This is a genomic window from Streptomyces saintjeani (genome assembly GCF_055409605.1).
The window spans coordinates 6410712-6431069 of record NZ_CP189624.1 but is presented as its reverse complement, the minus strand read 5'-3'; the positions used below and the strand labels follow the sequence as shown (position 1 = coordinate 6431069).

Here is a 20358-nt window from a genome sequence, read left to right as displayed (position 1 = left end):
GTCCGGCGGCACCCCCATTCAACGGGCAAGGAATTTAAGCGACATTCACCCGTTGCCCGGGCGGAGCCGCCTCCAGCCAGGCGAGGAAACCGGTCAGCGCGTCCTCGCTCATCGCGAGTTCGAGCCGGGTTCCCCGGTGCGTGCAGGCGAGGACCACCGCGTCGGACAGGAGCGCCAACTCCTCCTCGCCCTCGGGGAGTCGGCGGCCCGCGACCTCGATCGCCGAGCGCTCCAGGGCCCGGCGCGGCCGGTAGGCGTAGGAGAAGACGCGGTACCACTCGACGCTGTCCCCGCTGTAGCGGGCGACACCGTACGACCAGCCCTTCCCGCTCGGGTCGGGTTTCTCGGGCACGTCCCAGCGCAGCGAACAGTCGAACGTGCCGCCCGAGCGCTGGATCAGTCTGCGGCGCAGGCCGAAGACGAACAGGCCCAGCACCACGAGGGCCACGACAACTCCGCACACAGTCAGAGCGAGGACCATCGACACCGACCTCCTCGTCTCCTACGTACCGAAATGTGGTTCGGCGATTGGTAACGGAACGGAAAAAACATCCAGATCTGCCACAGCCGCGACCGGCACCGGATCGCTCCGGGCCGGCCGCGGCTGAATGACTGGCATCACATGGGCGCTGCGATCAATGCGTGGCCGCCGCGCGCAGTCGGACCTCGGCGCGCCGCTCGGCGGCGGCGTCCCCCTCGGTCTTCGCGCGCTCCAGCTCCCGCTCGACGCGCTGGACGTCGATCTCGTCCGACAGCTCGGCGACCTCCGCCAGCAGCGACAGCTTGTTGTCGGCGAACGAGACGAATCCGCCGTGCACCGCGGCGACGACGGTCCCGCCGTCACTCGTACGGATGGTCACCGGGCCCGACTCCAGCACACCGAGCAGCGGCTGGTGACCGGGCATGACGCCGATGTCGCCGGACGTGGTGCGCGCGACGACGAGAGTGGCGTCGCCCGACCAGACCTCTCGGTCGGCCGCGACCAGCGCGACGTGCAGCTCAGCAGCCAAGGTTGGCTCCTCGGGTCACCACCCGGCGGTCCTGCCGGGTGTTGGTTACAAGTCTAAGGGGAGTGAGAAGAGGGGCGGGACGCACCCGCCCCTCTTCACGAGCTCTGACGCTCACCTACCGAGCGCCAAAAGCGTCAGGAGACGCCCAGCTCCTTGGCGTTGGCCTTCAGGTCCTCGATACCGCCGCAGAGGAAGAACGCCTGCTCCGGGAAGTGGTCGTAGTCGCCGTCGATGATCGCGTTGAACGCCGTGATCGACTCGTCCAGCGGTACGTCCGACCCGTCGACGCCGGTGAACTGCTTGGCGACGTGGGTGTTCTGGGACAGGAAGCGCTCCACGCGACGGGCGCGGTGGACGGTGAGCTTGTCCTCCTCGCCCAGCTCGTCGATGCCGAGGATCGCGATGATGTCCTGGAGGTCCTTGTACTTCTGGAGGACCGTCTTGACGCGCATCGCGGTGTTGTAGTGGTCCGCCGCGATGTAGCGGGGGTCCAGGATGCGGGACGTGGAGTCCAGCGGGTCCACGGCCGGGTAGATGCCCTTCTCGGAGATCGGACGGGAGAGAACCGTCGTCGCGTCGAGGTGGGCGAAGGTGGTGGCCGGGGCCGGGTCGGTCAGGTCGTCCGCGGGGACGTAGATCGCCTGCATCGAGGTGATCGAGTGACCGCGGGTCGAGGTGATGCGCTCCTGGAGGAGACCCATCTCGTCGGCCAGGTTCGGCTGGTAACCCACGGCGGACGGCATGCGGCCGAGCAGGGTCGAGACCTCGGAACCGGCCTGCGTGAAGCGGAAGATGTTGTCGATGAAGAACAGCACGTCCTGCTTCTGCACATCGCGGAAGTACTCCGCCATGGTCAGACCCGCGAGGGCCACGCGCAGACGGGTGCCCGGGGGCTCGTCCATCTGGCCGAAGACGAGGGCCGTCTTGTCGATGACGCCCGAGTCGGCCATCTCCTCGATGAGGTCGTTGCCCTCACGGGTGCGCTCGCCGACACCGGCGAACACGGAGACACCGTCGTGGTTGTTGGCGACGCGGTAGATCATCTCCTGGATGAGCACCGTCTTGCCGACGCCGGCACCGCCGAACAGGCCGATCTTGCCGCCCTTGACGTACGGGGTGAGCAGGTCGATGACCTTGACGCCGGTCTCGAACATCTCGGTCTTCGACTCGAGCTCGTCGAAGCGCGGGGCCTTGCGGTGGATGGACCAGCGCTCGCCCTCGTACGTCTCGTCGGTGTTCAGGACCTCGCCGAGGGTGTTGAACACCTTGCCCTTGGTGAAGTCACCGACGGGGACGGTGATGCCCGTGCCCGTGTCGGTCACCGGGGCCTGGCGGACCAGGCCGTCGGTGGGCTGCATGGAGATGGTGCGGACCAGGCCGTCACCCAGGTGCTGGGCGACCTCCAGGGTCAGCGTCTTCTGCGCGCCGTCCAGGGCCGGGTCGGCCACCTCGACGTGCAGCGCGTTGTAGATCTCCGGCATGGCGTCGACGGGGAACTCCACGTCGACGACCGGGCCGATGACCCGGGCGACGCGGCCCGTGGCCGTCGCGGTCTCAACAGTGGTGGTCATTAGCGGTCACTCCCCGCGGTCGCGTCGGCGAGGGCTGCGGTGCCACCGACGATCTCGCTGATTTCCTGGGTGATTTCGGCCTGGCGGGCCGCGTTGGCAAGGCGGGAGAGCGTCTCGATCAGCTCACCCGCGTTGTCGGTGGCCGACTTCATCGCACGCCGCGTCGCCGCGTGCTTCGAAGCCGCCGACTGGAGCAGCGCGTTGTAGACGCGGCTCTCCACATAGCGCGGCAGCAGGGCGTCGAGGACGTCCTCCGCCGAGGGCTCGAAGTCGTACAGGGGAAGGATCTCGCCCTGCTTGGACTCGGCCGAGCCGACCGTCTCGTCGAGGCTGAGCGGCAGCAGGCGGTCGTCGAGCGCCGACTGCGTCATCATCGAGACGAACTCGGTGAACACGATGTGGATCTCGTCCACCCCGCCGTCCGCCGTGTCCTTCTCGATCGCCTCGATCAGCGGCGCCGCGACGTTCTTGGCGTCCGCGTACGTCGGTTCGTCCGTGAAGCCCGACCACGAGTCCGCGATCGTGCGCTCACGGAAGTTGTAGTGCGCGACGCCACGGCGGCCGACGATGTACGTGTCGACCTCCTTGCCCTCGGCCTCGAGTCGGGCCGTGAGCTGCTCCGCCGCCTTGATGGCGTTGGAGTTGAAGGCGCCGGCCAGACCGCGGTCGCTGGTCAGCAGCAGGACCGCGGACCGTACGACGGTCTCGGCCTGCGTGGTCAGCGGGTGCTTCGTGTTCGAACCGGTCCCGACCGCCGTGACCGCGCGCGTCAGCTCGGTCGCGTACGGCGCGGAGGCCGCCACCTTGCGCTGCGCCTTGACGACGCGCGAGGCGGCGATCATCTCCATCGCCTTGGTGATCTTCTTGGTCGCGGTGACGGATCGGATGCGACGCTTGTAGACCCGGAGCTGGGCTCCCATGAGTCAGGTCCCTTCCTTACGTCACTTGGCGGCGGAGTCTTCGCCGAGCAGCTTGCCGTCCGCGGTCTCGAACTGCTTCTTGAACTCCGCGACGGCGTCGTCGATCGCCTGGATGGTGTCGTTCGACATCTTCGCGCCCTCCTTGATGGAGGTCATGAGGCCCTGCTCCTTGCGGTGCAGGTACTCCAGCAGCTCCTTCTCGAAGCGGCGGATGTCGACGACCGGAACCTCGTCCATCTTGCCGTTGGTACCGGCCCAGATGGAGACGACCTGGTCCTCGGTGGCCATCGGCTGGTACTGAGCCTGCTTGAGCAGCTCGACCAGTCGCGAACCACGCTCCAGCTGGGCCTTCGACGCGGCGTCCAGGTCGGAACCGAAGGCGGCGAACGCCTCCAGCTCGCGGTACTGGGCGAGGTCGAGGCGCAGTCGGCCGGAGACCTGGCGCATCGCCTTGTGCTGAGCGGAACCGCCGACTCGGGAGACGGAGATACCGACGTTCAGCGCGGGGCGCTGACCGGCGTTGAACAGGTCCGACTCCAGGAAGCACTGGCCGTCGGTGATGGAGATGACGTTGGTCGGGATGAACGCCGAGACGTCGTTCGCCTTGGTCTCGACGATCGGCAGACCGGTCATCGAGCCGGCGCCCAGGTCGTCGGAGAGCTTCGCGCAGCGCTCCAGGAGACGGGAGTGCAGGTAGAAGACGTCACCCGGGTACGCCTCGCGGCCCGGCGGGCGGCGCAGCAGGAGGGAGACGGCGCGGTAGGCGTCGGCCTGCTTCGACAGGTCGTCGAAGATGATGAGGACGTGCTTGCCCTCGTACATCCACTGCTGGCCGATGGCGGAACCGGTGTACGGCGCCAGGTACTTGAAGCCGGCCGGGTCGGACGCGGGGGCCGCGACGATGGTCGTGTACTCCAGCGCGCCGGCCTCTTCGAGGGCGCCACGCACGGAGGCGATGGTCGAGCCCTTCTGGCCGATGGCGACGTAGACGCAGCGGACCTGCTTCTTCGGGTCGCCGGAGCGCCAGTTGTCGCGCTGGTTGATGATCGTGTCGACGGCCAGGGCGGTCTTGCCGGTCTGGCGGTCGCCGATGATCAGCTGGCGCTGGCCGCGGCCGATCGGGGTCATGGCGTCGACGGCCTTGTAGCCGGTCTCCATCGGCTCGTGCACCGACTTACGGGCCATGACGCCGGGAGCCTGGAGCTCCAGGGCGCGGCGGCCGGACGTCTCGATCTCGCCGAGGCCGTCGATCGGGTTGCCGAGCGGGTCGACGACGCGGCCGAGGTAGCCCTCGCCGACCGCGACGGAGAGGACCTCTCCGGTGCGGTGCACCGACTGGCCCTCCTCGATGCCGCTGAACTCGCCGAGGACGATGGCGCCGATCTCGCGCTCTTCCAGGTTCAGCGCGAGGCCGAGGGTGCCGTCCTCGAACTTCAGCAGTTCGTTGGCCATGGCCGAGGGAAGGCCCTCGACCTTCGCGATGCCGTCGCCGGCAAGGGTGACCGTACCGACCTCCTCGCGCGAGGCCGCGTCCGGCTGGTACGACTGGACGAAGGTCTCCAGCGCGTCCCGGATCTCCTCCGGCCGGATCGTGAGCTCCGACATCTGGGTTCCCTGCTCTCCTTGTTGGGCCCGAAGTTTCACTTTGGGGGGATGTCTCGACTTCGGACTCCCCCCTGAACGAGGTGAATCCTCTTGCACGGCCCAACGCGGGCCGTATTACGTTCTGTTACTGCTTAGCTCGCCATACGGCGGGCGGCGTCCTCGATACGGTCCGCGACCGAGCCGTTGATGACCTCGTCACCGACCTGCACCCGGATCCCGCCGACGACCTCGGGGTCGACGTCGAGGTTGAGGTGCATCGAGCGGCCGTAGAGCTTGGCGAGGGCGGCGCCGAGGCGCTGCTTCTGGCCGTCGCTCAGCGGGACCGCCGAGGTGACCACGGCGACGATCCGGTCCCGGCGCTCGGCGGCGAGCTTGGAGAGGGCCTCCAGGCCCGATTCCAGGCTACGTCCACGCGGCGCGGTCACCAGGCGCGTCACCAGCCGTTCGGTGGCCGCGTCCGCACGGCGCGCCAGCAGGCTGCCGAGCAGCTCGCTCTTGGCCGCGGCGGTGGCCTTCCGATCGGTCAGCGCGGCGCGCAGCTCGGTGGAGGAGGAGACGATCCGTCCGAAGCGGAACAGTTCGTCCTCGACGCTGTCGAGCCTGCCCGTCCGCTGCGCGGAGGTCAGGTCGGCGATGTTCGCCAGTTCCTCCAGCGCGTCCACCAGGTCGCGGGACTGCGACCAGCGGGCGCGGACCAGTCCGGCCACCAGGTCGGCGGCGGGGCCGCTGATCCGGTCACCGAGCAGGCGCGCGGCGAGCGCGGCCTTGGCCTCGCCGGACTGCGCCGGGTCGGTGAGGACCCGACGCAAGCTGACCTCGCGGTCGAGCAGTGCGGTCACGGACGCCAGCTCACCGGCGAGCGCGCTCGCGTCGACCGACGTGGCGTCGGTCAGCGCGTCGAGGCGCTCCCGTGCGGCGGCCAGGGCCTCGCGGCTGGCTCCGTTCATCGCGTGGCCTCGGCCTTCTCCTCAAGGTCGTCGAGGAAGCGGTCGATCACACGGCTCTGCCGGGCGTGGTCCTCGAGGGACTCGCCGACGAGCTTGCCGGCCAGGTCGGTGGCGAGCTTGCCGACGTCCTGGCGCAGCGCGGAGGAGGCCGCCTTGCGGTCGGCCGCGATCTGCGCGTGGCCGGCGGCGACGATCTCCTCGCGCTGGCGCTGGCCTTCGGCGCGCATCTCGGCGATCAGCGTGGCGCCCTGCTCCTGCGCCTCCTGGCGCAGCCGGGCGGCCTCGTGACGGGCCTCGGCGAGCTGGGCCTTGTACTGCTCCAGGACGCTCTGGGCTTCCTGCTGCATGGCCTGCGCGTCTTCGATACCGCCCTCGATGGCCTCGCGACGCTCTTCCAGAACCTTGTTGATGTTCGGGAGGAGCTTCTTGGCGAGGAAGCCGAAGACGATGACGAAGGCGATGAGGCCGATGACGAGCTCGGGGATCGGCGGGATGAGGGGGTTTTCCGCCTCCTCAGCCGCCATGAGAACCAGAGGGCTCATATCAGTGCCTTTCGTCGAAAGGGGCGGTCCGACGGATCAGGTCAGGCGCTCGGGTAAACGAACGGCATGACCAGACCGATCAGCGCGAGCGCCTCACAGAAGGCGAAGCCGAGGATCTGGTTGGCGCGGATGAGGCCGGCAGCTTCGGGCTGGCGGGCGAGCGCCTGGGTGCCGTTACCGAAGATGATGCCGACGCCGACGCCCGGGCCGATGGCGGCGAGGCCGTAACCGATGGAGCCGAGGTTGCCCTTGATCTCGACGCCGGCGGCAAGGGTCTGGAGAGCGGACATGTCCGGTTCTTCCTTCTCTTTCAAGGTCCGGTGGGGGTTGGCCACCGGGTGCTTAGGGGGGTGCGAAGCGGGCTGTGCTCAGTGGTGCTCGGCGAGCGCGCCCTGGATGAAGGTGCAGGTCAGCAGTACGAAGACGTACGCCTGAACTGCCTGGATGAAGAGCTCGAAGGCCGTCATCACGATGACCATCACGAAGGACACGCCGGAGTAGGCGATACCGATGCCGTTGAGCATGTACCAGCTGGCGATGGTGAAGAGCAGCAGCAGGGTGTGGCCGGCGAACATGTTCGCGAAGAGCCGGACCGCGTGCGTGAAGGGGCGCACGATCAGGTTCGAGAGCAGTTCGAGGGTCATGACCATCGGCAGGACCGCGCCGAGGGACTTGTCGTAGCCGCTGAAGTTCTTGAAGGCGCCGACGAATCCGTGCCGCTTGAAGGTCAGGGACACCCACAGGATGTACACCAGACCCGCGAGGCCCGCCGGGTAGGCGATGATCGAGGTGACCGGGAACTGGGCGAGCGGAATGATCGACCAGAGGTTCATCACCCAGATGAAGAAGAAGAGGGAGACGATGAGAGGTACGTACTTCTCACCCTCCTTCTTTCCGATCGTCTCGTAGACGACGCCGCGGCGGATGAAGTCGTAGCCGGCTTCGGCGACCATCTGGAGCTTGCCCGGGACGACCTTCGGCCTGGCGAAGGCGGCCCAGAAGAAGCCGACGATGATGATCGAGCCGAGGAGCGCCAGCAGCATCGTCTTGTTGAAGTACAGGTTGCTGTCCGCGTCTCCGAAGAGCGGCTTGAACAGGAACGAGTGCAGGCCCGGAGCGACCGTGTCGAAGCCACACCCGTCGAACAGGTGACAACTCGTGTCGAAAGCGAGCGTCTGCGTCGGGTCAGCACTCACCGCGGGCTCCTTCGTCGTGGCGCATAGGTACGGCAACCTCGTTGTGTCGGCGCGGCACGGGGCCGCCGTTCGGCACGGGACTGGTGTTACGGATGTGGGGGCGGCTCAGGGGCATCTCGCCTCGCGAATGAACAGGCGTCAGCTCGAATGCCCGCGCCCGCGATGCCGCAGTTGGCACCGGACGATAGCAGGGTCTGTCGTGCGTCTTTATCCCACCCCTACCTCTCACGACGAGTGCCCCGATTTTTCGGGCTCGACGTAGAGGATCTTGGCTTTCATGTGAGCACGCGTCTGAGCCGCGATCCACGCGAGGGTGGCGACGACGAGCGTGATGGCGAAGGCCCGGGGGTTGAACAGGGTGGTGTTCTTGAACATGGCCATGAAGACGAAGAGCAGCAGGAGCTGCGCCGCGTAGAGCATCAGTCCCATGGACTGGAAGAGATGCGGAAGCGTTTTGGCCGTGCGCTGGAGCACGTACAGCCCGATCCCCATGAAGAGGACCACCACGACCGTCGCGACGACCGCCCCGATGGCACCCTTGCCGCCCGCGACCACGCCGCTCACCACGGCGGCGATCGCACCGGCGGCGGCTGTGGGCACAGCGGCCTGGGCCAAAATCCGGACGTCGTTGGACGGCATGGCGGCAACTCCGCGTTCAAAAAAGTGGGGAAGGGGTGTCGTCATGGACGAGCGTAGTCCCGGTTCGAGGGGGTGAGACCTCAGACCTTCGGACCGTCGCACTGCGGTCCTTCGGCTCTGTCCGGGGTTCTCGTGAACCGTATCACAAACTATTTGATGAGGTCTTTACCTCGAAGGGGTGCTGACTGTCACACATGAGAGTGAAAGCGCGCGCCTGAGCGAAAACCGGGGGAGCTTGTCTGGTATTGCCCCCTTCGCACCCTCTAGCTTCCCCCACGACTTGGCAATGCTCTAGTCAGATTCTTACTTTGAGCTGGACCCCGCTCAAAACGTTCTCACCTTCGGGGGAACCGGGTCCGACCCCCCACGGCGGTAGCCCCGTTGACGCCGCCCGCCGCTCCCGCGCCCACCGGAGTGCGCTCCTCGGCCTCCTCCGCCGCCACCGGGAGGGGCGCCGGCACGGCCCTGCGGCGCCGGTAGCGCGGCGGGAGGAACGTCTGGGCCCACCGCGGGGCGCGCGGCGTGAAGCGGGGCAGCAGCAACAGGACCAGGCCGAACGCGCTCAGCGCCGCGACGCCGAGGACGATCCACATCGACGCCGAGTTGACGGAGTAGGCCAGCGCCCCGAACGCGATCAGCGCCGACCAGAAGTACATGATCAGCACGGCCCGGCTGTGCGAGTGGCCGACCTCCAGGAGCCGGTGGTGCAGGTGACCCCGGTCCGCGGCGAACGGCGACTGTCCCTTCCAGGTCCGCCGCACGATCGCGAGGATCAGGTCGGCCGCGGGGATCGCGATGATGGTCAGCGGCATCAGCAGCGGGATGTACACCGGCACCATCTGGTGGACGGCGTCGCGCTCGGACCCGACGTACAGCTTCATCGCGTCCGGGTCCACCTGGCCGGTGATCGAGATCGCGCCCGCCGCCAGGATCAGCCCGATCAGCATCGACCCCGAGTCGCCCATGAAGATCCGCGCCGGATGCATGTTGTGCGGCAGGAAGCCGAGGCACATCCCCATCAGGATCGCCGAGAACAGCGTCGCCGGGGCGGCGGCCTCGATGCCGTACGAGTACCAGATCCGGTAGGCGTACATGAAGAACGCGGCGGCGGCGATGCACACCATGCCGGCCGCGAGGCCGTCGAGGCCGTCCACGAAGTTCACGGCGTTGATCGTGATGACGACCAGCGCGACTGTCAGCAGGGTCCCCTGCCACTGCGTCAACGCGACGGTCCCCACGAACGGGATCGGCAGCCACAGGATCGTCAGACCCTGGACGACCATGACACCGGCGGCGATCATCTGCGCACCGAGCTTGATCAGCGCGTCGATCTCGAACTTGTCGTCGAGCACCCCGATCAGCCAGATCAGCGCGGCCCCGGACAGCAGGGCCCGGGGCTCGCTCGACTTCTCGAACACCTCGTTGAGGTTGGTCAGATGATCCGCGACCAACAACCCCGCGCACAGCCCGAAGAACATCGCGATCCCACCGAGCCGCGGAGTCGGTTCCCGGTGCACGTCACGCGCCCGGATCTCCGGCATCGCCCCGGCCACGATCGCGAACTTCCGCACCGGCCCGGTCAGCAGATACGTCACCGCGGCCGTGACGCAGAGCGTCAGCAGGTATTCACGCACGGGCTTCCCCACAGGTCTCGCTGGCCATCTCAGCCCCACACCCTAGCGACGAGCGCATACGGGTAAGGACATCCGGGTAGCCACGATGGTTGCACGTCCGGCTGTGCGGTCCCTTGTACGTGTACCCCGGACCGTCCGTTCAGTCCGGATACGGCGGCCATTCCCGAACCAGCTCCTCCACTTCCTCACGCCCTCTCCGCGCGGTCACCTCACCTCGTACGACCCCTGCGAGCAGCGCGGCGACACGAGCCATCTCGGCCTCCCCCATCCCCTGGGTGGTCACGGCGGCGGTCCCCAACCGCAGCCCGCGCCCCCCACCCCCCGGCAGAACACAACAGTCCAGAACCACCCCAACGGCCGCCAGCCGCCCCCGGGCAACCTTCGCGTCGACCCCCAAAGGCGACGGATCGACGACGACAAGATGCGTATCCGTCCCCCCGGTGACGACCCGCATCCCCTCGGCGGCCAACCCGGCCGCCACCACCCGGGCATTGGCGACGACCTGCCGCGCGTACCGCGCGAACCCAGGAGCCGCGGCCTCTCCGAACGCCACGGCCTTGGCAGCCACCGCATGCATCTGGGCCCCACCCTGAGTGAACGGAAAAACGGCCCGGTCGACCCGTTCCGCCAGCTCCTCCCCGCACAGCACCATCCCGCCCCGAGGCCCCCGCAGCACCTTGTGGGTGGTCGCACACACCACATCGGCGTACGGCACAGGACTGGGCGCGACCCCTCCGGCGACCAACCCGATGGGATGAGCGGCGTCGGCGATCAGATAGGCCCCCACCTCATCGGCGACCTCCCGGAAGACCCCGTAGTCGAGATGGCGCGGATAGGCGATGGACCCGCAGACGATCGCCTTGGGCCGATGCACCCGAGCCAGCTCCCGCACGGCGTCGTGATCGACGAACCCGGTCTCCGCGTCCACCCCGTACGACACGAAAGAGAACCACCGCCCGGAAAAGTTGACGGGCGACCCATGAGTCAGATGCCCCCCGTCCCGCAGCCCCAGAGCGAGCACGGTGTCCCCGGGCCGCAACAAGGCGGCATACGCGGCAAGCACGGCCGAGGACCCCGAATGGGGCTGCACGTTCGCGTGCCCGGCCCCGAACAGCCCTTTGGCCCGCTCCACAGCGACCCGCTCGGCCACATCCACCATCTCGCACCCGCCATGATGCCGAGCCCCGGGATACCCCTCGGCGTACTTGTTGGCGAGCACGGACCCCAGCGCGGCCAGCACGGCGGGCGAACAGAAATTCTCGGCGGCGGCAAGTTGCAGCCCGGAAGCCTGCCGCCGCCGCTCCCCCACCAGAACCTCGGCGATCTCGGGGTCCTGCCGCAGCAGAACCCCGGCCTCCGGCCCAGACAGAGAAACGACCATGACAGGCTCCGAGCCTCGAAGCGGACGTACCCCCAATGTAGGCCGAACCACGACAACCCACACGGCGGGACTCCGCCCACGCACCTACATGCGCGCCGGCACCCCGGTAAGAGCGGTCACAACAGGATCCAGCGCCTGATGTATCTCGCCGCCGACGGACCGGAAGAACGGCAGCGGAGCCCCGTACGGATCATGCACCTCGTCCGCCTCGGCGGTAGGCGCGAGGAGCCACCCCCGGAGGGCGGCAGCGGCCCGCACCAGCGCACGGGCGCGCATGACGACGCCCTCGTCCAGGGAGGGCAGGGTAGCGGGGTCTATGGCCCGCACGAGCCGCGTGAACTCCTTCAGCGTGAAGGTGCGCAGCCCCGCGGAGTGCCCCATGGAGATGACCTGAGCCCGGTGATCCCGGGTAGCGGTCAGCACGAGGTCGGCCCGGATGACGTGCTCGTCGAGCAGCTCCCGCCCGGTGAACCCGGAGGAGTCCGCCCCGAACTCGGCGAGAACGGCCTCCGCGTTGGCCTCCATGGGGGCACCCTCGTGCCCCCACGTCCCGGCGCTCTCGATGATGAGCCCGCCCCCGAGGATCCCGAGCCGCTCGGCGACGAAGTGCCGGGTGAGCCGCTCGGTGATGGGCGACCGGCACACGTTCCCCGTACTGACGTGCAGAATCCGGAAACTGTCCCGGGGAAACCCGAACGTCGTCGTGATCTCGGCGGCCGACTCCCCACCGCCTATGCCCGGCATGGGGTGACCCCCCGCCCGGCCGGGAGGACGGCGCGCACGGGCCCCGTCAATTCGCCACCTCAAGATCGGGTACGACCTTCCGCAGCTCCTCGACGGTGATCGCACCCTCCCGCAGCAGGACGGGCACCTCACGGGTGACGTCGACGATGGAGGAGGGCACGTTCCCGGGCGTGGACCCGCCGTCGAGGTAGACGGAGACGGAGTCGCCGAGCATGCCCTGGGCCTCGTCGCAGTTCTCCGGCGCGGGATGCCCGGTGAGGTTGGCGGAGGACACGGCCATGGGCCCGACCTCGGTGAGCAGCTCGATGGCGACGGGGTGCAGCGGCATCCGCACGGCGACGGTCCCGCGCGTGTCCCCGAGGTCCCACTGGAGGGACGGCTGATGACGGGCGACGAGCGTGAGCGCACCGGGCCAGAACGCGTCGACGAGTTCCCAGGCGAGCTCGGAGAAGTCGGTGACGAGCCCGTGCAGGGTGTTGGGCGAGCCGATGAGAACGGGCGTGGGCATGTTGCGGCCCCGCCCCTTCGCGTCGAGGAGTTCCGCCACGGCCTCGGAGGAGAACGCGTCGGCGCCGATCCCGTACACCGTGTCGGTGGGCAGCACGACCAGCTCGCCCCGGCGGACGGCGGACGCGGCCTCGCGCAGACCGGTCGTACGGTCGGTCGCGTCGTTGGTGTCGTATCGCCGTGCCATGTCTAGCGGCCCTCCTGCTCGAATACGTAAGAAACAGCCGTCACGTAAGAAATAGCCATCACGGCGGAAACAGTCATCGCGGAAACAGTCATCACGGCATCGCCCTGCGAGCCGTCGCGAAGCGGGGCCGGTTGTTGAGGTCGGGGTGGTCGGCCGCGTCGGCCCAGCCCCGTTCCTCGGTGAAGATCCACGGCACCTGCCCGCCCTGCGTGTCCGCGTGCTCGACGACGACGACGCCGCCGGGCCGCAGCAGCCGGTGCGCGGTGCGCTCCAGGCCCCGGATCAGCGTGAGGCCGTCCTCGCCGGAGAAGAGGGCCAGCTCGGGGTCGTAGTCACGGGCCTCGGGGGCGACGTACTCCCACTCGGTGAGCGGGATGTACGGCGGGTTGGTGATGACGAGGTCGACGTGGCCGTCGAGGTCGGGAAAGGCGTCCAGCGCGTTGCCCTGCCGGAGGTCGACGCGGGAGCCGGCCATGTTCTTGCGGGTCCACACGAGCGCGTCCTCGGACAGCTCCACGGCGTGCACCTTGGAGCGCGGCACCTCCTGCGCGAGGGCGAGGGCGATCGCGCCGGAGCCGGTGCACAGGTCGACGATGGTCGGCTCGACGACGTCCATCGCGCGCACCGCGTCTATGGCCCAGCCGACGACGGACTCGGTCTCGGGCCGGGGCACGAACACCCCGGGCCCGACCTGGAGTTCCAGGTACCGGAAGTAGGCGCGCCCGGTGATGTGCTGGAGCGGCTCGCGCTGCTCGCGCCGGGCGATGGCCTCCCAGTAGCGCGCGTCGAAGTCGGAGTCCTTCACGGAGTGCAGTTCGCCGCGCTTCACCGCGTGCACGAACGCGGCCAGCTCCTCCGCGTCGGTGCGCGGCGAGGGCACACCGGCGTCGGCCAGCCGCTGAGTGGCCTGGGCCACCTCGGCGAGCAGCAGGTTCACGCGAGTCCTCCGGTTTCGTAAGTGGCTTACGCGGCTGCGAGCTTCGCCGCCGAGTCCGCGTCGACGCAGGCCTGGATGACCGCGTCGAGGTCGCCGTCCAGGACCTGGTCCAGGTTGTACGACTTGAAGCCGACGCGGTGGTCGGAGATGCGGTTCTCCGGGAAGTTGTACGTACGGATCTTCTCGGAGCGGTCGACGGTCCGCACCTGGCTGCGCCGGGCGTCCGCGGCCTCCCGCTCCGCCTCCTCCTGAGCGGCGGCGAGCAGCCTGGAGCGCAGGATACGCATCGCCTGCTCCTTGTTCTGCAACTGGCTCTTCTCGTTCTGACAGGAGGCTACGACGCCGGTGGGCAGGTGCGTGATGCGTACGGCGGAGTCGGTGGTGTTGACGGACTGGCCGCCGGGGCCCGACGAGCGGTAGACGTCGATGCGCAGGTCGTTCGGGTTGATCTCGACCTCGACCTCCTCGGCCTCGGGCGTCACGAGGACACCGGCGGCGGAGGTGTGGATCCGGCCCTGCGACTCGGTGGCCGGCACGCGCTGCACGCGGTGCACGCCGCCCTCGTACTTCAGCCGCGCCCAGACGCCCTGGCCGGGCTCGGTGGCGCCCTGGCCGCCCTTGGTCTTCACGGCGACCTGGACGTCCTTGTAGCCGCCCAGCTCCGACTCGGTGGCGTCGATGATCTCGGTCTTCCAGCCGACGCGCTCCGCGTACCGCAGGTACATGCGCAGCAGGTCGCCGGCGAACAGGGCCGACTCGTCGCCGCCCGCGCCCGCCTTGATCTCCAGGATGACGTCCTTGTCGTCCGACGGGTCCCTCGGGACGAGCAGCAGGCGCAGCTTCTCCGTCAGCTCCTCGCGCTGCTTCTCCAGCTCCTTGACCTCGGCCGCGAAGTCCGGGTCGTCGGCGGCGAACTCCTTCGCCGTCCCGATGTCGTCGCCGGTCTGCTTCCAGGAGCGGTACGTCGCGACGATCGGGGTCAGCTCGGCGTAGCGCTTGTTCAGCTTGCGCGCGTTCGCCTGGTCGGCGAAGACCGCCGGGTCGGCGAGCGTCGTCTCCAGCGCGGCGTGTTCCGTGACCAGTTCCTCGACGGCCTCGAACATCTTGGGCTCCTGTGGTTCCTACGGCGGTGAAGTGGGCGGCGACCAAAAACGCCGGTCCCGGGAGCACCCCCTCGCGGGAGCGCTGCCGTGGACCGGCGAAGAGGGGCTCGCTACTTCTTGGAGCCTGCGGCGGCCTTGCCGAAGCGGGCCTCGAAGCGGGCCACGCGGCCACCGGTGTCGAGGATCTTCTGCTTGCCCGTGTAGAACGGGTGGCACTCGGAGCACACGTCGGCGCGGATGGCGCCGGACTCGATGGTGCTGCGGGTCGTGAACGACGCGCCGCAGGTGCAGCTGACCTGCGTCTCGACGTACGCGGGGTGGATGTCGCGCTTCAAGGGATTCTCCTAGATTTACGGGAGGGCACCGGGTCGCTTCCGCGGCGCGGGGCGTGAACCGGGGCCGACGTACCAGTCTGCCAGGACTGGAGCCATACGCCCAAACCGGGGGTGGGGGTGAACTATTCCCGGGGGGCGAGTGCGGGTGCGTCGTGGCTTGTCGCGCAGTTCCCCGCGCCCCTGAGAAAAGCCGGCTGGCGCCGACTTTTTCAGCGGCGCGATCAGCCACAACGAGTCCGCACCGGTCGTCTTTCAGGGGCGCGGGGCTGTATCTGATCTGCGGCTACCGCCGCGCGGGCGCGAACGGCCACGACGGCGCCGCACCCGCCCCCTAGGAGGAAGCCACCACCCCGTTCGCCTCCCCCGTCGCCGTCCCCTCCGTAGCCGCCTTCGGTATCGGCTGGTCCGCTTGCAGCGCCGTCCACACCTGCGCCGCCTTCGTCTCCGACACGATCACCCGGTTCGGGTTCGCCGGGTCGTACTGGACGGGCATCGTGACCATCGTCATGTTGGCGGAGCTGATGCTCTTGAGGCCGTTCGCGAAGGACATCAGGGAGTTCACCGAGCCCAGGTCGGAGTCTGTCGTGACCGCCTTCGTCGCCGTGTCGGCGAGGTCGTACAGCTTGGTGGGGCTGGTGAAGAGGCCGATCGACTTGACCTGGTTGACCAGCGCCTTGATGAACGCCTGCTGGAGCTGGATGCGGCCGAGGTCGGAGCCGTCGCCGACGCCGTGGCGCGTACGGACCAGCCCCAGCGCCTGCTGGCCGTTCAGCGTGTGCGTGCCCGCCGCCAGGTTCAGGTGGCTGTCCTTGTCGCTGATCGCCTTGGTGGTCGTGACCCGCACCCCGCCGAGGTCGTCGATCAGCTTCTGGAACCCGGAGAAGTCGACTTCGAGGTAGTGGTCCATCCGCAGATTCGTGATCGCCTCGACGGTCTTGACCGCGCAGGCCGCCCCACCGGTGGTGTACGCGGTGTTGAACATCACCCCGCTCACGGCGTCGTGCGTGACCCCGCCGGCGTCCGTACAGGCGGGCCGGTCGACGAGTGTGTCGCGGGGTACGGAGACGACACTGGCCTTCTTGTGCCCCTCGTAGACGTGGACGATCATCGCCGTGTCCGAGCGCGCGCTGCCGTCGTCGGTCCCCCCGCCGAGCTTCTTGTTGGCCCCGGACCGCGAGTCGGACCCGAGCACGAGGATGTTCTCGGAGCCGTTGTCGACCTTGGCGGGCCGGTCCGTACCGAGCGCCTGGTCGATGTCGACGCTCTTGATGTTGCCGTTGAGCTTGACGTAGAGGTACCCCGCCCCGGTCCCCCCGAGGACGAGGATCCCCCCGGCGACCCACGCCGCGACCACCAGCCCCCGGCGCCTCTTCGGCTTGCGGTGGCTGTTCCCGGGTATGTCAGGCGTGCTCTCGGCGGACATGTCTCCTCGGCTCTCTTCTGCCTCGTCTCATCATCACTCCGCCAGATCAGACGGGGAAACTCCGGACAGGGTTGCACAAGTCGCCAGAGCCGATCAAAAACACAGGAAAGAGACAGAAAAACGGTCACCCCCCGTGAACGAGGGGTGACCGCTTTCGGAGACCTGCCGTCAGTCGCTGCCGTTGCCCGGCGTCGTCTTCTGGATCTGCATCAGGAACTCGGCGTTCGACTTCGTCTGCTTCATCTTGTCGAGGAGCAGCTCGATCGCCTGCTGCTGGTCGAGCGCGTGCAGCACCCGGCGCAGCTTCCAGACGACCGCCAGCTCCTCGTTGCCGAGCAGGATCTCTTCCTTGCGGGTACCGGACGCGTCGACGTCGACGGCCGGGAAGATCCGCTTGTCGGCGAGCTTCCGGTCGAGCTTGAGCTCCATGTTGCCGGTGCCCTTGAACTCCTCGAAGATCACCTCGTCCATGCGGGACCCGGTGTCGACGAGCGCGGTCGCGAGGATGGTCAGCGAGCCGCCGTCCTCGATGTTGCGCGCGGCGCCGAAGAAGCGCTTCGGGGGGTAGAGGGCGGTCGAGTCGACACCACCGGACAGGATGCGCCCGGAGGCCGGCGCCGCGAGGTTGTAGGCGCGGCCCAGACGCGTGATGGAGTCGAGCAGGACGACGACGTCGTGGCCCAGCTCGACCAGCCGCTTGGCGCGCTCGATGGCGAGCTCGGCGACGGTCGTGTGGTCCTCGGCGGGCCGGTCGAAGGTCGAGGAGATGACCTCGCCCTTCACCGACCGCTGCATGTCGGTGACCTCTTCCGGACGCTCGTCGACGAGGACGACCATCAGGTGGCACTCGGGGTTGTTGTGCGTGATCGCGTTGGCGATGGCCTGCATGATCATGGTCTTGCCGGTCTTCGGCGGGGCCACGATCAGACCGCGCTGGCCCTTGCCGATCGGCGACACGAGGTCGATGATCCGCGTGGTCAGCACACCCGGGTCGGTCTCCAGGCGGAGCCGGTCCTGCGGGTACAGCGGCGTCAGCTTGTTGAACTCCGGGCGGCCACGGCCGTGTTCGGGCGCCATGCCGTTGGTGGAGTCGAGCCGGACGAGCGCGTTGAACTTCTCGCGCCGCTCGCCGTCCTTGGGCTGGCGGACCGCGCCGGTGACGTGGTCGCCCTTGCGCAGGCCGTTCTTGCGGACCTGGGCGAGCGAGACGTACACGTCGTTGGGGCCCGGCAGGTAGCCCGAGGTACGGATGAAGGCGTAGTTGTCGAGGATGTCGAGGATGCCCGCGACCGGGATCAGGACGTCGTCGTCGGCCAACTGCGGCTCGGGGGCGCCGAGTTCGTCGCGGCCACGGCGGCCACGGCGGTCCCGGTAACGGCCGCGGCGGCCACGGCGGCCGTCGCCGAACTCGTCGTCCTCGTCGAGGCGCGGACCGTTGTCGCGCTGCTGGCGGTCCTGGCGGCCACCCTGCTCCTGCCGGTCCTGGCGGTCCTGACGCGGCTGGCGCTCCTGACGGCCCTGGCCCTGCTGGTCGTCGCTCTTGCCGCGACGGTCGCCCCGGTCGCTGCGGTCGGCGCGGTCACCACGGTCGGCGCGCTCGGTACGGTCCCCGCGCTCGCCCCGCTCACCGCGGTCGCGACCGCGCTCGCGGCGGCCCTGGCGGCGGCCCTCGCCGTCACCCGCGTCGGCCTGCGGCTGCGCGGCGACGGGCGTCTCGGCCCTGGGCTCCGTCTTCGCCTCGACGACGACCGTCTCGACGGGCGCGGCGGCCACGGGGGCGCCGGCCTCGGAGGTGGCGCGGCGGCGGCCACGGCGCTCGACGGGCGCGTCACCGGCCGGCTGGCCGGGGATGTCGATCTGCTGCTGGGCCGCGGGCTGCTCGGCGGCGGGCGCCTCGGCCTGGGGTGTCTCGTCGGCCGTACGGGCGCGGGAGGTGGCGCGGCGCTTGGGCTTCTCGGCAGGCGCCTCGGCCTGCGGAGCGGTGGCGCCGCCCCCGCCCTGCGCCTCCTTGATGACGTCGATCAGCTGGCTCTTGCGCATCCGCGCGGTGCCCTTGATACCGAGGCCGGATGCGACCTGCTGAAGCTCTGCCAGCACCATGCCTTCGAGGCCGGTACCGCGGCGCCGCCGGGAGCCGGCACCGGTGGCAGGCGCGGAGGCGTCCGTGGCGGGCGCGGCAGCGGTCTCCTCGACACGTGCGCCCATCAGATCGGTGGTGTCGCTCACGAAGGGTCCTTCCCTGGAGCGGACGTCGGCCTGTCTGGCTCGGCGACCGGTTGTGCTGTCCGGTTCCTGTCCTTTTGGTGGGGACGGAACCGGGGCGGTAATCCGCCGGAGCGGCGGATGAGGTTTCTGGTGATGGCGCTCTCCCGACAGATCAGTCGATCCGTGGCACCCGGTGTCAGTGTCACGTGGCGGGGTCGCACCTGTTCCGGAGCGTGCCCTGTGGGCCACTCAGCGTCGATGTACAGCGCACTGCCCAGGTACGCGATACGGAACGCGGTGCGGCTTGGGGAGCTCCCGGAAGAATGTCTGTCCCGGACGGGGACGTGAAGCACCTCGCCATGGTGGGGTCGGGTGCAGACTTGAGGTTAACACTACCGGATCCAACAAACATTCCCCCTCTCGAAATCCGGCGACGATTCACGCGATGCCCTATGCCTGAAGGTCGCCGGGGGGTGCGAGCGGCAGGACGCTCGCTCCCCGAAGGTCCAGGTCCAGCCGGTTGGCGGCCCAGTCCGCGCCCGCCGACGCCTCGACCTTGTCGGCCGATTCCGCGTCGGCCAGCGCCATCACGGTGGGTCCCGCGCCGGAGATCACCGCGGGGATCCCGTCGGCGCGCAGCCGCTCCACGAGTGCGGCGCTCTCCGGCATCGCGGGGGCGCGGTACTCCTGGTGGAGGCGGTCCTCGGTGGCGGGCAGCAGCAGTTCGGGGCGCCGGGTGAGGGCCTCGACGAGCAGGGCGGCACGGCCCGCGTTGGCGGCGGCGTCGACGTGCGGGACGGTGCGCGGGAGCAGTCCGCGCGCGGTCTCGGTGAGGAGCGGTTTCCCGGGCACGAAAACCACCGGAACGATGGAACCGGCGGGCTCGGTGCGGATCGCGCGGGCGGCGCCGCCGTCCATCCAGGAGATGGTGAACCCGCCGAGCAGGCAGGCCGCGACGTTGTCGGGGTGGCCCTCGATCTCGGTGGCGAGTTCGAGGAGCGCGGCGCTGTCGAGCCGCGATTCGCCGCCTATGGTCACGGCGCGCGCGGCGACGATGCCGGCGCAGATCGCGGCGGACGAGGAGCCGAGGCCGCGGCCGTGCGGGATGCGGTTGGCGCAGACGATCTCCAGGCCGCGCGGCTGTCCGCCGAGGGCGTCGAAGGCGGTGCGCATGGCTCGTACGAGGAGGTGGCTCTCGTCGCGCGGGAGGGTTTCACCGCCCTCTCCGGCGATGTCGATGTGCAGCCCGGAGTCGGCCACCCGGACGACGACGTCGTCGTAGAGCCCCAGCGCGAGGCCGAAGGCGTCGAAGCCGGGCCCGAGGTTGGCGCTGGTGGCGGGGACGCGCACCCGGACGGCGGCGGCGCGGAAGGCTGGACCGGCCATCGCTCGATGAACTCCTTGAGCTGCGGAACTGTCGATTGTCATGCGGCGACGTCGACGTTCGGTGACTGACGTGCGGTGAGACCCGC

General features: G+C 69.1%; 20 protein-coding genes. All 20 read right to left on the bottom strand.

From position 1 onward, the window contains the following. Nucleotides 1-34: 34 nt before the first annotated feature. Nucleotides 35-481 (bottom strand): DUF2550 domain-containing protein, encoded by a 447-nt coding sequence (locus ACQCO7_RS29460; RefSeq protein ID WP_464074643.1) that lies wholly within the window; start codon nt 479-481, stop codon nt 35-37. A 154-nt stretch (nt 482-635) separates the two neighbouring features. Continuing rightward, a complete protein-coding gene (locus ACQCO7_RS29455) occupies nt 636-1010 on the bottom strand; it encodes a F0F1 ATP synthase subunit epsilon (protein WP_010357483.1) in 375 nt (124 codons plus the stop codon). A 134-nt stretch (nt 1011-1144) separates the two neighbouring features. Then, nucleotides 1145-2581 carry a F0F1 ATP synthase subunit beta gene (gene atpD, locus ACQCO7_RS29450; protein ID WP_464074642.1) on the bottom strand — a complete coding sequence of 479 codons (1437 nt, stop codon included), beginning with the start codon at nt 2579-2581 and terminating at the stop codon, nt 1145-1147. Continuing rightward, complete coding sequence (locus ACQCO7_RS29445; protein WP_464074641.1) at nt 2581-3501, bottom strand: F0F1 ATP synthase subunit gamma; 921 nt, start codon at nt 3499-3501, stop codon at nt 2581-2583. The genes atpD and ACQCO7_RS29445 overlap by 1 nt, the downstream gene beginning before the upstream one ends. A 21-nt stretch (nt 3502-3522) precedes the next feature. Next, the gene (gene atpA / locus ACQCO7_RS29440; protein ID WP_409117140.1) at nt 3523-5106 is read right to left on the bottom strand and encodes a F0F1 ATP synthase subunit alpha; all 1584 of its coding nucleotides are present in this window, start codon (nt 5104-5106) and stop codon (nt 3523-3525) included. Between the two features lie 131 nt (nt 5107-5237). Beyond that, nucleotides 5238-6053, bottom strand: coding sequence for a F0F1 ATP synthase subunit delta (locus ACQCO7_RS29435; protein ID WP_464074640.1), 816 nt, complete (start codon nt 6051-6053; stop codon nt 5238-5240). Beyond that, complete coding sequence (locus ACQCO7_RS29430) at nt 6050-6595, bottom strand: F0F1 ATP synthase subunit B (protein WP_464074639.1); 546 nt, start codon at nt 6593-6595, stop codon at nt 6050-6052. Before ACQCO7_RS29430 ends, ACQCO7_RS29435 begins: the two co-directional genes overlap by 4 nt. A 41-nt stretch (nt 6596-6636) precedes the next feature. Next, nucleotides 6637-6885, bottom strand: a complete 249-nt coding sequence (locus tag ACQCO7_RS29425; RefSeq protein ID WP_010357477.1) for an ATP synthase subunit c family protein — start codon at nt 6883-6885, stop codon at nt 6637-6639. Nucleotides 6886-6963: 78 nt separating this feature from the next. Further along, on the bottom strand, nt 6964-7791 hold the full coding sequence (gene atpB, locus ACQCO7_RS29420; RefSeq protein WP_010357476.1) for a F0F1 ATP synthase subunit A: 828 nt from the start codon (nt 7789-7791) through the stop codon (nt 6964-6966). A gap of 225 nt (nt 7792-8016) precedes the next feature. Beyond that, nucleotides 8017-8430, bottom strand: a complete 414-nt coding sequence (locus ACQCO7_RS29415) for a hypothetical protein (protein ID WP_464074638.1) — start codon at nt 8428-8430, stop codon at nt 8017-8019. Between the two features lie 335 nt (nt 8431-8765). Next, on the bottom strand, nt 8766-10064 hold the full coding sequence (locus tag ACQCO7_RS29410) for an MraY family glycosyltransferase (RefSeq protein ID WP_464074637.1): 1299 nt from the start codon (nt 10062-10064) through the stop codon (nt 8766-8768). Between the two features lie 139 nt (nt 10065-10203). After that, nucleotides 10204-11445 carry a serine hydroxymethyltransferase gene (locus tag ACQCO7_RS29405; protein ID WP_464074636.1) on the bottom strand — a complete coding sequence of 414 codons (1242 nt, stop codon included), beginning with the start codon at nt 11443-11445 and terminating at the stop codon, nt 10204-10206. A gap of 84 nt (nt 11446-11529) precedes the next feature. After that, nucleotides 11530-12189, bottom strand: coding sequence for an arsenate reductase/protein-tyrosine-phosphatase family protein (locus ACQCO7_RS29400; protein WP_010357471.1), 660 nt, complete (start codon nt 12187-12189; stop codon nt 11530-11532). Nucleotides 12190-12235: 46 nt separating this feature from the next. Continuing rightward, nucleotides 12236-12883, bottom strand: coding sequence for an L-threonylcarbamoyladenylate synthase (locus ACQCO7_RS29395; protein ID WP_464074635.1), 648 nt, complete (start codon nt 12881-12883; stop codon nt 12236-12238). A 91-nt stretch (nt 12884-12974) separates the two neighbouring features. Further along, nucleotides 12975-13820 carry a peptide chain release factor N(5)-glutamine methyltransferase gene (gene prmC, locus ACQCO7_RS29390; RefSeq protein ID WP_010357469.1) on the bottom strand — a complete coding sequence of 282 codons (846 nt, stop codon included), beginning with the start codon at nt 13818-13820 and terminating at the stop codon, nt 12975-12977. A gap of 26 nt (nt 13821-13846) precedes the next feature. Further along, nucleotides 13847-14923, bottom strand: coding sequence for a peptide chain release factor 1 (gene prfA, locus ACQCO7_RS29385; RefSeq protein ID WP_464074634.1), 1077 nt, complete (start codon nt 14921-14923; stop codon nt 13847-13849). Between the two features lie 110 nt (nt 14924-15033). Next, entirely contained in the window at nt 15034-15258 is a 225-nt protein-coding gene (rpmE, locus tag ACQCO7_RS29380; protein ID WP_075732744.1) for a 50S ribosomal protein L31, read from the bottom strand. A gap of 331 nt (nt 15259-15589) precedes the next feature. After that, nucleotides 15590-16681, bottom strand: a complete 1092-nt coding sequence (locus tag ACQCO7_RS29375) for an LCP family protein (protein ID WP_464074633.1) — start codon at nt 16679-16681, stop codon at nt 15590-15592. 168 nt (nt 16682-16849) lie between these two features. Further along, complete coding sequence (gene rho, locus ACQCO7_RS29370) at nt 16850-18907, bottom strand: transcription termination factor Rho (RefSeq protein WP_464074632.1); 2058 nt, start codon at nt 18905-18907, stop codon at nt 16850-16852. Nucleotides 18908-19336: 429 nt separating this feature from the next. Beyond that, nucleotides 19337-20272 carry a homoserine kinase gene (thrB, locus tag ACQCO7_RS29365; protein WP_464074631.1) on the bottom strand — a complete coding sequence of 312 codons (936 nt, stop codon included), beginning with the start codon at nt 20270-20272 and terminating at the stop codon, nt 19337-19339. Nucleotides 20273-20358 lie beyond the last annotated feature (86 nt).